Source organism: Sphingosinicella sp. SM1-17, assembly GCF_056821765.1.
In genome coordinates, this window is record NZ_JBPDIO010000001.1 from 2,435,379 (window position 1) to 2,449,010 (window position 13,632).

General features: G+C 61.6%; 11 protein-coding genes. 5 read left to right on the forward strand and 6 right to left on the reverse strand.

Going from position 1 to position 13,632, the window contains the following annotated elements; translation table 11 throughout:
• Window positions 1-339 precede the first annotated feature (339 nt).
• Window positions 340-1,107, reverse strand: coding sequence for a hypothetical protein (locus tag ACRYLT_RS12120; protein WP_482664349.1), 768 nt, complete (start codon window positions 1,105-1,107; stop codon window positions 340-342).
• 56 nt (window positions 1,108-1,163) lie between these two features.
• Entirely contained in the window at window positions 1,164-2,693 is a 1,530-nt protein-coding gene (locus ACRYLT_RS12125; RefSeq protein WP_482664350.1) for a serine hydrolase domain-containing protein, read from the reverse strand.
• Window positions 2,694-2,788: 95 nt separating this feature from the next.
• Between ACRYLT_RS12125 and ACRYLT_RS12130 the strand changes: the two genes are divergently transcribed.
• Window positions 2,789-3,631 (forward strand): winged helix-turn-helix domain-containing protein, encoded by an 843-nt coding sequence (locus ACRYLT_RS12130; RefSeq protein ID WP_482664351.1) that lies wholly within the window; start codon window positions 2,789-2,791, stop codon window positions 3,629-3,631.
• Between the two features lie 292 nt (window positions 3,632-3,923).
• On the opposite strand, the gene ACRYLT_RS12135 is transcribed toward ACRYLT_RS12130, so the two are convergent.
• Entirely contained in the window at window positions 3,924-4,199 is a 276-nt protein-coding gene (locus tag ACRYLT_RS12135; RefSeq protein ID WP_482664352.1) for a hypothetical protein, read from the reverse strand.
• 665 nt (window positions 4,200-4,864) lie between these two features.
• On the opposite strand from ACRYLT_RS12135, the gene ACRYLT_RS12140 reads away from it, so the two are divergent.
• Together ACRYLT_RS12140 and ACRYLT_RS12145 are read left to right on the forward strand one after the other, a co-directional pair.
• The gene (locus ACRYLT_RS12140; RefSeq protein ID WP_482664353.1) at window positions 4,865-7,555 is read left to right on the forward strand and encodes a DNA methyltransferase; all 2,691 of its coding nucleotides are present in this window, start codon (window positions 4,865-4,867) and stop codon (window positions 7,553-7,555) included.
• Window positions 7,494-7,874 (forward strand): hypothetical protein, encoded by a 381-nt coding sequence (locus ACRYLT_RS12145; protein WP_482664354.1) that lies wholly within the window; start codon window positions 7,494-7,496, stop codon window positions 7,872-7,874. Before ACRYLT_RS12140 ends, ACRYLT_RS12145 begins: the two co-directional genes overlap by 62 nt.
• 20 nt (window positions 7,875-7,894) lie before the next feature.
• Here the strand turns inward: ACRYLT_RS12145 and ACRYLT_RS12150 are convergent, their stop codons facing one another.
• Complete coding sequence (locus ACRYLT_RS12150) at window positions 7,895-8,152, reverse strand: hypothetical protein (protein WP_482664355.1); 258 nt, start codon at window positions 8,150-8,152, stop codon at window positions 7,895-7,897.
• A 485-nt stretch (window positions 8,153-8,637) separates the two neighbouring features.
• Here ACRYLT_RS12150 and ACRYLT_RS12155 point away from each other — a divergent pair, with 485 nt between their 5' ends.
• Both ACRYLT_RS12155 and ACRYLT_RS12160 read left to right on the forward strand, forming a co-directional pair.
• Window positions 8,638-9,957, forward strand: a complete 1,320-nt coding sequence (locus tag ACRYLT_RS12155; protein WP_482664356.1) for a protein NO VEIN domain-containing protein — start codon at window positions 8,638-8,640, stop codon at window positions 9,955-9,957.
• A 620-nt stretch (window positions 9,958-10,577) separates the two neighbouring features.
• A complete protein-coding gene (locus ACRYLT_RS12160; RefSeq protein ID WP_482664357.1) occupies window positions 10,578-11,363 on the forward strand; it encodes a TRADD-N-associated membrane domain-containing protein in 786 nt (261 codons plus the stop codon).
• Between the two features lie 364 nt (window positions 11,364-11,727).
• On the opposite strand, the gene ACRYLT_RS12165 is transcribed toward ACRYLT_RS12160, so the two are convergent.
• Both ACRYLT_RS12165 and ACRYLT_RS12170 read right to left on the reverse strand, forming a co-directional pair.
• Window positions 11,728-12,363: an NUMOD4 motif-containing HNH endonuclease gene (locus ACRYLT_RS12165; RefSeq protein ID WP_482664358.1), complete on the reverse strand. Its 636-nt coding sequence runs from the start codon at window positions 12,361-12,363 to the stop codon at window positions 11,728-11,730.
• On the reverse strand, window positions 12,360-13,463 hold the full coding sequence (locus tag ACRYLT_RS12170) for a tyrosine-type recombinase/integrase (RefSeq protein ID WP_482664359.1): 1,104 nt from the start codon (window positions 13,461-13,463) through the stop codon (window positions 12,360-12,362). Before ACRYLT_RS12170 ends, ACRYLT_RS12165 begins: the two co-directional genes overlap by 4 nt.
• Window positions 13,464-13,632: the final 169 nt, after the last annotated feature.

Below are 13,632 nucleotides of genomic sequence, written 5' to 3' on the forward strand. Positions count from 1 at the left end.
ACATGAGGGGTATTCAAAGCGGAGCGTCGGCCGAGAGAGAATTGCGAGGCACTTTGAAAAACCGCGGCGCGAATTCAAAGCCGGGATCCTCGCGCGGAGGGCAGGGCGGAGGGTCAGTACCCCTCTGTTTTGACAGGACACAGTTCGGGATCGTCGGAACTGGAGATGAGCACTCGATCGGGGGAGGGGAGGATGATTGAGTATTGTGTTCCCGGAATAGCGCCGGAATAGCGATGTCCCCGGAATAGCGGTGTCGCCGGCGACGCGAGGAACCGAACTTTGCGAAGCGGTCAATTGTAAGCTGGGCCCGAGCCGGATGGCGGTGGGGTTGGTACCTCGCTACCGAACGAAGAAGGCGGTACGCCCTACACCGGCATTGTTGGCCGGCGTCATCCACGCCCGCACTTCGACTTCGTACAGTCCCGGCGCTCGCGGTGTCAGTTCGGTGCCGAACAGGCCGGTCCTTCGATCGAAGACCAGCGTCCGCCTTTCCGGCGGTCCGCCGTTCAACGAGACGAGGCTCTCGACTTCAGTGTCATCTGCGCGCCAGGGTCCCTCTGTAGAGAGGGGGCAGCCGCACATCATCGTCACCGAGACACGCAGCGGGACGGAGGCGCCGGCCTCTACCCACTGGTAGGCAACCGGACTCGAGAGATCGACTATGAGGCCGGGTAGCTCGAGCCGCCAGCCGTCCCCTGCCGTGAGATGGCGGCCCGGCAGCACCCATTGGGTGCTGGTGACGTTCGTCGCCGCCTGCGGCTGGCTGAGTGGACCGGTCGCGCTGACCGTCACCCTGCGGGGGGCAGCCAGATCGAGCGTGGTCGAGAAGACGGCCGAATCGTCGCTTGAGAGGCGGCCGTCGGCCTGGTCCCCGCCCATGATCCGCTGTGTGTCTCCGGTCGAGCCTCGCGTCATACCGTGAGCGAGAACTTCGCCGCTATCGGCATCCGTGAGAACGATCCGCATCGACGCTTCGTAGCCGCCGATGAACTTGGCACCGCGCGCCAAAACCCGCACCTCAATATGGGTTGGCTCCGCCGAGGCCGGGGAGGCCATTCCAAGCCACATCGCGAATGCCAAGGAAGCGGCGAACCGTCTGGTCTGCATGGTTGGTCCTTTCGAAATCGACGAGCATCGTCACCGGAAATCGTGGGCGCCGCCTGCTAGCGACCCGAGCCGCGGGTGGTGGCGATTGCGGCGTCCAGTTCGCGCAGGACGGCCTTGATGCGGGCGTTGCTGGGATCGAGATCAAGTGCGCGCGCGTAACTGGTGCGGGCCGCAGCCAGATCGCCGGTCGCCCGATAGGCTTCCCCGAGGCTGTCATGCGCGTTGGACGAGTCGGGAAACCGCGTCACATTCAGCTGGAACGGAAGCAGTGCCGCGCGCGGCCCCAGCGCGAACAGGGCGTCATAGCCGACCCTGTTGAGGATGTTCTCCAGGCGGTTCGCCAGCGGCCCATCCGCGACATGATCGATCGTTCGAAGGGCCTCATCCCACTGGCCGGCCGCAAGCCGCTGGAGCAGGGCCTCCTCGAGCGCTGCGCCCGGCCTGGCGGCGCCCGGAATGATCCTATCGGCCAGCAGGCTCGCCAGCCGCTCCGGCCTGAGAAACGTTCGCCCCCCATTGTCGAGGTAGATGACGGTAACCGAGTCCTCAGGATCAGCGGCTTTGAAGAAGTGGCGCCACACGACCCGGTCGCCGCCCGTATGTCCAACGATGATGACATCGCCGGTGCGCTCATATTCCCAGCCGTTGGTGTGGCGGGCAGGGTCGCCCGAGACGAGGCGCCGCGGCTGCCAGCTGCGGCGCAGGGCCGGTAACGGGACGAGGTCGCCGCTGAGCAGCGACTGCGTCCACCTTACCATATCTTCCAGAGTCGTGACTGCTCCGCTGGATCCAAATGTATAATCCGGCCAGGCCGGCACCGGAAACACGGCTGGCGGTCCGCTCCGCTCCGCCGTTGGTCGATAGCTCGTAACAAGGTTGCGCGCAGGTGAAGTCAGGGCGTGGTACGACGTATTGACCATGCCTGCGCGGTCGAACTGGCGCGCCGCAAGCTCGGGGAAAGGCCGTCCGCAGGCGCGCTCGAGCGCCTCGCGTGCGAGCAGGAAGTTTGTCTGGTTGTATTCGCTTCGCGTATCCGGGGCGAAGCGGAGGGGCGCGCGCCGGATCCGATCGAGAGCCAGTTCGGCCGTCGCCGGAATGGCATTGAGGTCTGTCAGGAACTCCGGAAGGCCCGAGACGTGCGAAATCGCCTGGCCCAGCGTGACCGGGGACCAAGCCGAGGGCAGGTCCGGGAAGATCGTGGCGATCGACTTGTCGAGATCGATCCTGCCTCTTTCAACGGCCTCGAGAAGAGCGACGATCAGGAAGAGCTTCGAGACAGAGAAGATGGGATAGATGGAATCGGGCGCGATCGGTGTTCGGCGTTCCCGATCGGCCCATCCGGCATGCCGCTCATAAACGCGCCTTCTACGCCTCAACAAAGCGACCGAGTGGCCGACCGTTCCGAAGCTTGCCGCCGCACTGTCGAGGAGCGACTCGATATCCTCGTGGACGTTCGGCTGGAGCGGAGCAGCCCGTGCTTCCGGCTGCCTCGGGGCGCTCTCCCGTCCCCTCGTGCATGCGCTTATGCTGCTGATGGCTGCGAGCAAGAGAAAGCGACGCCGATCGAGGCGACAGGAATTGCTCATGATCCTCGGCTCCCTCCGCGCCACGACCGGCCGAGGCCGACCGCGAGCGTGGCGAACCGATAGCGGTGTCGCCTTGGAGCGTGGAATGAATTAGCATGACACAGTCTGACAATTTGTGCCGAGTGGTCACCAGCCGGGCTTTCTACCCGGAAAACGGAGGTGGCATGTACCGCTTCGACGAATTCCGCGTGGAGCCTGATTCCCTTCGCATTTTCCGCGATGAGAGGCGGCTGGACGCGCCGCCGCAGGTCGTCGAGGTTCTGGTATATCTGCTGGCGAATCGTCATCGGGTTGTCACCCGGAGCGAGCTCGTCGATCGTTTCTGGCCTCGTGCCGGAACCGGTGCAGATGCCGCCCTCAATACCTGCATAAGAAGGATCCGCGCTTTGCTCGGCGACGATGCGGATTCACCGCGTTATGTTCAGACCCGGCCGCGCGCCGGCTACCGGTTCGTCGGCACGCTTTTGGCCGGGTTGCCCGCGTCGAAACGCCGCCACGGCGGAATGCTCACGTCCGCGGCCGCTTCCCTCGCCGCGATCGTCCTTGGCCTCGCTTGGGCCCAAGGCGGCTTGCGTGCCTCCGAACCGCGGAACATCGCGTTGGAGCCGGCCGAGAACCTTTGCGAATATACCCTTTTCCCAAAGTTCAACGCCGGCCTGAGAGAGAGCCTGGCGGCGAGCATCAGCCGCCGGCTCCCCGACGGCTTTGTGATCGTCGAGCCCGGATCGGACGCGGAATTCAGGACGCGAACGACAGTGCGCCAGACGCCTCAGGCGACCCTGGTGACCTTCTCGCTGGTACGAACCCAGGACGGCGCAACGATCCTCTCGGAGGAGTTTGCCGAGCCGACGAACATGGACGATTATGTTCCAGTTCAACGCACGCTTGCCGAACGCATGGCGGCTTCGGCGAGCCGGGCACTGAGGGTGGCGCCCTAGCTGGTGCACAGCGACGTCAGCTGCGCCTCCCGACAACAGGAGTCACAGCGGACATCGATGCGACATCGCTGGGACGTTCCAATCCTGCAATGAGCTACGAGGTGACAGGTCCTGGCGTCGGGCCGGTCAGTTCCTCCAATACCAGCTTGTTGGATGCTTCGCGGCCGGTGTCGAAGATGGAAGATCAAGGGGTGCAGAGCGTCAGCGTCTTCGATGCGACGGGTTTGAAAAACCGTGGCGCGGATTCAGCGCCGTAGTGCCCGCGCAGGTGCAGGGCAGGGGCAGGGCGGGGTCAGCTCGGCGGCTTCCAGGTGAGCGCGGTGAAGACATGTTTGCGGGCGCTGTCGCCGTCGGAATTTACGGGCTGAAGCCTGGCGTTGCAGTAAGGCAGCGCCGCCTTCGCCGCGTCGAGCCGCCTGGCGGCGTCCTCGTTCTCGTCGCGCATCACCCGTAGCAGGTAGTCGAGCGGCGAAAGGCCGTCATGAGCCTTGGCGATCGCCTCCCGGGTGATCAGGTTGCGCCCGCCCGGCTTGCGGCCGGCCCCCTTCCTAGCGCCGCCGCGGGGCATGTGAGTTGTCCTTCTGTGAAATTGGCATGAGACCTCCTTCAGCCGCGCCACAAGCGGGCTCTTTCCGGATTTCCATGGATGATCGGGGCCGCAGGATCGCTATGGAAACGCCGCCTGTCACGAGGCGATGGCGACGTGGTTCCGCCGTCTAGTGGTGCCTGCGTATAACCCTAGCGACTTTGATGTTCTTACAATGTTCCGCGTTACGGTTCAAGTTTGCCACGCTAGGCCGCGGTGCGCGAATATATGTGCGTGGACGAGCTCGCTCGGCTAGCGAACACCACTGAGCCGACAGCGCAACTGATGATCTGCCTGATCGACCATTGGACTCGGTGCGGGTCAACCAAGCACCGCGATGTGGAGCATCGGCCCAGTCCTGTGCCTCTGTTCTCAGAGGGCGACGGCTCGGGATGCGCGGACCAGGAGATGAGCATTCAAACGAGGGGCAGTTGATTACTATGTCCCCGGAACACCCTTGCCGTAGTGCTCGCCAAAGACTTGGCACCTAACGCTACCGCTTCCCTCGCTACCATGGTGCCGCTAGGTGCCGGGATCGGCTTGGCGCCAGAGTATCCGCGCGCGGGCATATCCTCCCAGATGCCGCTCAAACCGATTGCCGCGACTCTCCAGGCATGGTAGTTACACTCTTCAAGGGTGGACCAATAATGCAGCTGACGAAAACAGTTTATTTCAGAGATTACCCCTCAAACGGTATAAAGAAATCCGGCCTGACAATCTCATTTCCAGAAATTGATAGGAAGCTCCACGCCTATGTTGAGCGCTTGAGCAGTTACAGCGTTAGGCGAATTATCGGCTACGAACTATACGCGGAGCTGGAAGCTGCGGCGAAGGAGGCGCAGAGTCCGGTGGCGGCATATGTCCGGACGCTCTTGGTCAAGGGCATAAATGGTCAGCTTCAAGACTACAGTGTGGATCGAAAAGCGGGTCTGCAGGCAACCTTTCGCGGCGGCAAAGGCAGTCCCCTGCATGACTGGTTCCCCTACCTTGAGGGCTATTCTCCTGATTTCGTGGGCTCGATTATTTCCGAATATGCGACTGCGGCTGAAACGATACTTGACCCCTTTTGCGGGTCGGGTACAACCGTTCTAGTAGCGGCTCTTAAGGGCCGCCGCGGGTTCTATACGGAAGTCAATCCGGTTTGCCAGTATGTGATCGCGGCCAAAGCCTCCGCACTCTCCATGTCGGCCCGCAGGCGGCACAATCTATCCAAGCGGCTCCTCGAAATTGACGACGGGTTGAAGGCCCTACTCAAAAAAAGCCCGCCTGACGCTGCGCTGCGCTCAGCCTATGAAGCGGCGTTCCCAGGTCGCCCGTCGTTCGACGAGACGGCATTCGATCTCATTCTACGCGCCCGCGCCCTTGCCGACCGGCTGGGCGCGGAGAATGCCGCGCTCGGCGTTCTCTTTACGGTTGCCGTGCTGCGCAGCCTCGTGCCGGCATCGCTGCTCATCCGGCGGGGCGATCTGCGCTTCCGGACCCGCCACGAACTGGCGCGAGAGCGGCCTTGTTTTACAACAGCCCTTCACGACAGCCTGCGCATCATCGCCAGCGACCTCGACGACTGCGAAGCGGCAAGCGGCACGACGCAGTTTGTCGGCCCCGATGCGCGGCAGCTTGCATCCGCGCTGCAAGCGCCTGTTGATGCGATCATCACCTCACCACCCTATCTCAACGGTACGAACTATTTCCGCAATACCAAGCTGGAGCTCTGGTTCCTTCGGCAGCTCGCCAGCAGAAACCATCTGCGCGCCTACCGCGATTTAGCCATTACGTCCGGCATCAATGACGTTACAGTAGGAAAATCGCGTGGCAACGGTGCGAGCGCTCTGCCGTCATTGCTTGCGGATACGATCGAAGCGCTCGAGGAAGATACCTACGACCAACGGATTCCGAAGATGGTCGAGGCCTATTTTCGCGAAATGTCGGTCGTCATTCAGAATCTGCGTCAAGTGTCCCACCGGGATACGACGGTTGCGATAGATCTCGGTGACTCCTGCTACGGGGATATTTGGGTACCGACGCACGACATCATCTGGGATCTGATGGAGCAGCACGGGTTTCATCGCCGTGAAGTGGTCGTTCTCAGGGAGCGGCAGTCGCGAGGCGGCAGCAAGCTCTCTCAGACATTGCAGATATTCAAGCCGCATTTAGATCGCTGGTCAGGCACGGTGAAGGAGCCGAAGTCTCCCACCGTCAAATCCGACAACCGACTGAAAAGATGGACGACGTTCCGGGAATCCCTGCCGCATCAGCAGGGCGAGATGGCTAAAAGAAACTGGGGCCATCCCTGGCATTCGCTGTGTTCTTACCAGGGAAAGCTGAAGGCTTCGATTGCACATACACTGACGCATGCACTTCTCCCGCAGCGAAACGGACGTATGCTCGATCCCTTCTCTGGGGTTGGCTCCATTCCCTTTGAAGCGCGCCTCCAGGGACATACGGCTTTCGGTTTCGATATCAGCCCGGCGGCCATTGCGATTTCGCGCGCCAAGCTGGAGGCTGTCAGCGAAGCGGAAGTTCGGCAGGTGATGAAGAATCTGGCGGTTTATATCGGCCGCCGCAAATCCCGCCCCCTCGACGAAGATGCCCTCAACGCGATCCGCTTCAATGGTCCGCTGCCCTCGTATTTCCATCCGGAGACATTGAAGGAAATCGTTGCCGCGCGCGCTTTCTTCCTGAAGAATCCGCCTGTGACCGGCTCGCAGGCACTGGTCTTTGCCTCAATGTTGCATGTGCTGCACGGCAACCGCCCTTACGCCCTAAGCCGCAGGTCGCATCCGATAACGCCGTTCGCGCCAACCGGCGAGTTTGAGTATCGGCGGGTAATCGACAAGGTGGGTCAAAAAGTCGATCGGGCGCTAATGGATGCGGTGCGCAGCGGATTGCCGGCCGGCCGGTCGTTTGCACAGGACGCCACGGCGGTCTGGCCTGAGGAAGTGGCCGATCTTGATGCGATCATCACCTCGCCCCCCTTCTTCGACAGCACGCGCTTCCATACAGCCAATTGGATGCGCCTGTGGTTCGCCGGATGGGACGCGCAGGATTTCGCCGAGAAGCCTGAGACGTTTGTCGACGAGCGCCAAAAGCGCAGCTTCGCGATCTACGATGAGATATTTGCGCAAGGCGCAGAGCGACTGAAGAAGGGTGCGTATTTTGCGGTGCATCTCGGCAAGAGCGCCAAGTGCGACATGGCGGCTTCCCTGACCGCCGTCGGCAGCAATTATCTGGAGCTGGTGGATTCATTTGCCGAAAGCGTGGAGCACTGCGAGAGCCATGGCATCCGCGACAAAGGAACCGTCACGCATCACCAGTATCTGCTCTTTAGGCGGCGATAATCTAGCGCAGCGCGTCCGCCGCCTTGCGCCAGTCGGGCGATATGCGCGCGGCCGTGTCGAGAAAATCGAAGCCCGTCCGCTCGAGAATACGGTTGCGCAGGCGCAGCAGTTCGTTCGGATTGCACGCGAACTTTTCGAACAGGGGTTCGATGAATTACGGGTTTGTCAGACAGTCCAGCGCGTCGAGATCAAAAACCTGATCGCCCACCATGAGCCTGTAGTCGATCCCGGTCAGCGCCGAAAGCTTGCGCAGTTCCTGATCCGTGTAGAAGGCGCCGGGCCACTTCTCGGCCTTCTCGCCATTGTAACCCCGGCATAGCAGCGTCGCATTGTTCGTGGTCAGAGGCCAGAGATAATAGACAGGCAGGGTGTGATCGAGGTTGCCGAGTTTTTGCGGCGCATTGCTGGAAAGATCGCCGACAGATCAGCCCCGCACTTGAGGCAGCGGCATGAGAACCGCTCATATATCTGATTGATATTGAGCTTCTGCGGTTCTTCAAACTGCGTATAAAGCCGCCGCTTCTGGCCGGCCTCCCGATGCTGCTCCACCAGCCTGGTCTGATTCTTGATGCTGTTATAGACCTTCTTGCACAGCATACATTCGCCCTGCCGGCCGATTTTTCGGGCGCTGTGACGATCGAACTGATCGAGCGGCTTCAGCGCCCCGCAAATGATGCAATATTTGAACCGCTGCGCATCCCGCAGATAGTCGTCATGGAAAATCTCGAAGGGACCTTCGTCGACTTTCTCTCCATCTGTATTAGGTCGTAGTCGTAGATCTTGATCGATTCGCCGGCGGCGTGCTCATAGCCGCACGCATCGCACACTATAGAAAATCGGGATCAAGGCCGTCCTCGCGCACGAATATGAAGTGCGGGCAGTCCTTGTTGAGGCACTGAAAGCCTCGAAACACGCGGTCTCCCATCCCGGCTACGTGAGCGGGATTCTGAAAATTCTTTTGCGTGACCTCGGTATAACTCTCGCGCCGCGCCATTTTGCATCTTCAAAACTCTTCCGTAGGAGGTCAGACTCACCCGAAAAATTCAAAGAAAAGAATCGTTGGGGCGATTGGAAGGGGGCAGATGGACTTCACGGCGCTTTTGGCAGCACTGACAGCGCGCCTGGATGAAGGCGGTCGGGGAGATCGTGCGTGGTGGCTGCTGACGCGCGTGCATCTGAGTGCGGTGCGGTTGCAGCAGATCGCCGCCTACCTGCTCGATGCGGGCGCGGATGCCGAATTGGAGCTGACGCCGGCGCACTATGCCAATCTCGCTATCATCCTCGATATCGCAACGGCCAATCCGGCTCAGGGCATCAACCGGCACTATTTCCTGGCAATGGATACGCCGCTGCAGCTCTTGGCGCGGGCAGATGGCGTGCACTGGAATCGGATCGCCTTGACAGATCCCGGCGTCGCACTGGCGACAGACCCCGATACCTCCGGCATCCTTGAAGACCAGCTTCGTGAAATCCGTTTCTGCCGCGTGCCTTGGTACAATCAGGCGCGCGTCGACGAATATCCTGAGTTCGACATTCGGCCCTACGATTCGATCCTCACGGTGATGGCCGCCAGCGGCGGGTATGTTGATGTCGATGAGTTCGATCTTTTTGTATCCCGCATGCGCAACGACGCGGAAATTGCAGACGCCATCGAACGCATTGCGGCATTCAGAACCCTCAACAATGAGCAGAAACAAATCTTGCGCAATCTGGTCTCCGACCGCATGCCGGCCGGTACCGGAAATGATCCGCACAAACCTTACAATAACTGGCGCGACATGGGCCGGCACACTTTCTCCTTGCTTTCACTCGGGGAACGCGCCGTCCAGATCAATAACAGACTCTATCTCGCAGCCATGCTGGCTGCCCCGACTCAGCCTGAAACCCCAGAGGAAGGAGCCGGTGAGGCCGTATCTGACTTGCCGGCACCGCCTGCGGAGCAGCCACTCGCCGGAACATTATTGCGCATCCCCGATTCCGAGGCGCCTGAAGAACTTCTGAGTCCGCCCGGCGTGCCGCAGACAAACAGCGGCACTTGGGCTGAACTCCTCGTGGCCAAGATCTTTGCGGCCGCCGGATGGGAGGTCGTCTACTACAATCATAGGCGCGGCTATGGATTTGACTTATGGGTACGCAAAGACGGACAGGCGTTTGTCATTGAAGTCAAAAGCTTCGTCGGGCAAGGAGGCAGCGTTACGCTGACCGCCCTCGAACACGAAGCCGCGCAGCATTATGGCGAGAATTTCCTGCTTGTGATCGTCGAGAATGTGACCGGGAGCAACCCGACGCTGCACGTCATTCAAAATCCAGCTGCCGTCCTGACCTTCAATCAGGCGCAGGTTTCGCAATTCAGCGTCGGCCGCGCCGCATGGCTTCAGGCGGCAGCAGAGCTGGAGCCCTAGAGCTCTCTGGAGCGGCTAACCGGATTCGGCCGGCCTGGCCGGGATAATTCCTTTGAACCACGGTGAAGGGAGCTTGTCGGGGCAGTGAGATGACAAGCTTGTATGGAGTGAGGCTGATACGCGAATCAGCCCTCGGCGACAGATCGATAAGGTATTGGTTCAAGGTGATCCGCAAATCGCAAGATCCCGCTCGGGTGGGCCATCGAAGTGCGGATGCCAAGGTTTCAACCCATCGTATCGTCCTCCAAGTTCGACGGTTGTGATGGGTTGATTTGCCTCACACAGGAATCCGAGACCCGAGAGGAGCTGGAGAGGGACATCGACAATCTGATTGCTCAGCCGCCTGAACCCGCCCTTCGCCCAGTGGCGCACCCGACAGGAGTGGCTTCTCTAGCTTCCGCCGGTCTCCGCCTCTGCGGGGTTCGCCCGGTCGCAGTCCTGCAAGCGGACAGACAAGTACCGGCCAACAGCGAACGAGCTGATCGCGCACCCAGAATCGGTGGCTACCGTCAGCTGCGTGCAAAAGACTGTCTCCCCTGCTCTGATAGCGCTGTATTCGAGCTTCGGAAATCGTCTGGTCTACGGTAGTGTAGTGGTTCGCCCGCTGGGGGGGGCAAAATATGCCATTAATCTTTGAGTCGCTCGGATCGGTCGGCTTTTCCAGTCAGGCGGCGACGAGCGTTTTCGAACTGATGGAAAAGGGGCGCCCTTGGGAGCGCAGAGCGGGCTGGGCGAGTCCCCTGGGGATGCTTGCGGGAGCCGCGATCGCGATCATAGCGGCGACTGACAATATGCCGCGCTCCGGAGTGCCAGTAGGCATCACGCTTTTCGTAGTCGCATTCTTCGTTTTCGGGGCCGCCCTGAGCAGTTTCGAATACCGAAAAGCTCAAGCGACAACTGAGGCGGTGACGGCGCTTGAAGAGCGTGTTCGGGCAGAGCCGGCGGAACCTCAGCTGGCTTGGGATCTGGCTCGAATAAAGCTGGAGAGCTATCTTGATCGTAATCTCAGGCAGGTCACTTCAATCTACTATCTCACGCTCCTAGTGATGCTTTTCGGCATGGCGCTGATCAGCGTTGGCGTCTGGCGGGCGATCAGCTTACCGACTGACATCCAGCCGGCAGCTATCGCTGCGTTGGCCGGGGTGATCGTCCAGATCATCGGCGGCACTTTCCTGCTCGTCTACCGCTCGACGATGACGCAAGCCAAGGATTACGTGATTGTTCTGGAGCGGATCAACGCAGTCGGCATGTCCATCAATATTCTTGAGGGGATCGAGTCTGCAACAGAGATGCGCGACAATGCTCGGGTAGAGCTCTCAACCAATCTTCTCAGCATGTACGCTCCAGAAACGCACCGGTTTTCGTCGAAAGGCCCAGAGGGTCCTGGCTCTCGAACAGCGACGTGATCTTGCACCTACTAGATCAAACAGCCTAGCGGCTGTGCAGTGCTCCATAGGTGACGGACGCTCCAACTCGGCAGAACGGGTTCGAACCGACGAGGTCCAAAATCGCTGATGGCGCACCCGACAGGATTGATCTCGCTGCGCTCGATCGTCTCCGCGCCTGCGGCGCTCCGGCTCGAATAGGTTCGAATCTGAGCGGGTCCGCCATCTGCGATGGCGCACCCGACAGGATTGGGCTCGCTCACGCGTCGCCCGTCTTCGCTGCGCTTCGACTCCGAATAGGTTCGAACCTGAGCGGGTTCGCCATCATTAGATGGCGCACCCGACAGGATTCGAACCTGTGACCTCTGCCTTCGGAGGGAAAAATTCATTTCTCTGGTTTCCTCATGGATTCTAAGGCTCTTAGCTGTCGCCGCCAAGCTGGCGTGTACTTGCGGTGTACGGCGTTCCGGATGCGTTCCCGGCGCTCGCGCTGCCAATCGGCAGCGTTGTCGGCGGCCGATCCCCAGTAGAGGTTCGCGGCGCGGTTGTCGGTCTTCTGGCCATTACGATGGCAAGCGAAGCCGCGTCCGACTGGTGGCTGTCCGTGAAAGGCTTCGCACACCAGGCGGTGCACTCGCTGGGGCTCGGGTCGGCTCGCGCGGTAGAGAGTGACCCTGAAATAGCCATCACTCGTCTCGACCCTCTTCAGGATCCTCAGGCTTCCCTTGTTCGAGACACTGGCCCGCCGAACCAGTCCATCATCGGACACTTCGTAGGCCGGGAAGCCGGGTACGGGGCGCCACTCCCGCTGCTTCTCGTCCTGATCGACGAGCTTCAGGATCGGTGCGAGCTTGGTCCTGCCGCAACCGCGCATGACCCTGATCAAAGCGAGGATGCGCGGGGCAGGGCTTGAAGCGCCCTCCGCGATCGCGAACAGGTCGTCACGCTCAATCCCGGCGAGGCGGCTGAACTGGTCCGGCGTCACGTCAAGCCGAGCGAGGGTGGCGAGAAGGTCGTTCACCGGGACCTCGCGAGCCGCAGCCCGGTGCGCCGCTCGGCTTGCTCCAGCCCCGCTCTGAAACCGGCGTGAACCTTCGCCTCCGCGTCCTCCGCGTGGGTGTACACGCGGGCAAGCATGACGGTGTCGGACCAGGCCCCATATTTCGCCGTGGCCTTCGCGTCGGTGCCCTGCCTGACGACATGCTCCTGGCCGAAGCCATGCCGGCCGGCGGCGTGCGGGGAGATGTATGGGATGCCGGCGCGCTTGCACGCGGTGCGCCAGCCTTTGAGCGGCGCGCAGCGGTCGGCGAACCCGAAGACGCGCAGGTTGTCCTTGTCGGTCCGGTCCCAGCCGCGCGGCGTCTTCGCCGGCAGGTTCGCCAGCTCGACCACGAGCTCGACCGGGATGGAGATGGTGCGATCCGCATGCCCCTTGGCGCCGGGGATCGTCACCTTGCCGTTCTGGAGGTCGAGGTGCCGGCCCGGGTGCATCGCGACGGCCTGGCCGATGCGCGCGCCGGTGGCGAACATGAAGAGGGCGAGGGCGGCGTGATAGCGGCCGGCATGCTCGCGAAACTGCAGCAGCCATTCCCATGAGCCGGGCCGCCGCTCGAGCCGGCTCGCCTTCTTGCGCTTCTTGTCCTGCGCGACCCGCTCGGCCTCGCTGTAGCCTTTCACCGTGATCGCAGGGCAGCGGGCGCCGCCGAGGATGTCATGCGCGTTGTTGATGACTGCGCGCGCCGGCGTGACGACCCAGCGGCGCCAGCTATCCGTCGCGTTCGCCGGGTAGAGCTTCGGGCCCAACTCGCGGATCATCTTGGGCGTGATGTCGCGCACCAGCATCGGGCCGAGCTCGGCCGCGATCGGCACCAGCTTTTCCGCGGTGTCTGGATCGCATTCGTAGAGCAGCAACGCGTCGTTGAAGGTTAGCGGGAGGTGTTCTTCGCCGAGGAGATAGCGACGACGCTCCCTCTCCTCGCGCTCGTTGATCCAGTCCTGCGCGCCAGCCTCTGAAGATGCGCCAGTGCTCTCGCGGATGTAGCCGGTGATTGGCCGCCCGTTGTAATCGACCGTGCCGCGCGCCCACCAGACGCGCCCGCGGGGGTAGGCTTCGAGGGGCATGCGCAATCCTCCAGGATTCGGTCGATATGCTCAGGCGTAAGTAGCATGGACTTGCCGAAGACGATGCAGGCGCCGAGCTCGCGGGCCTTGGCGCGCAGGGTGCGCTCGGAGATCGGGGCGCCCTTGGCGGCAAAGTGCTCCAGCCATGCCGAGGGGGTGCGCGCGGCGT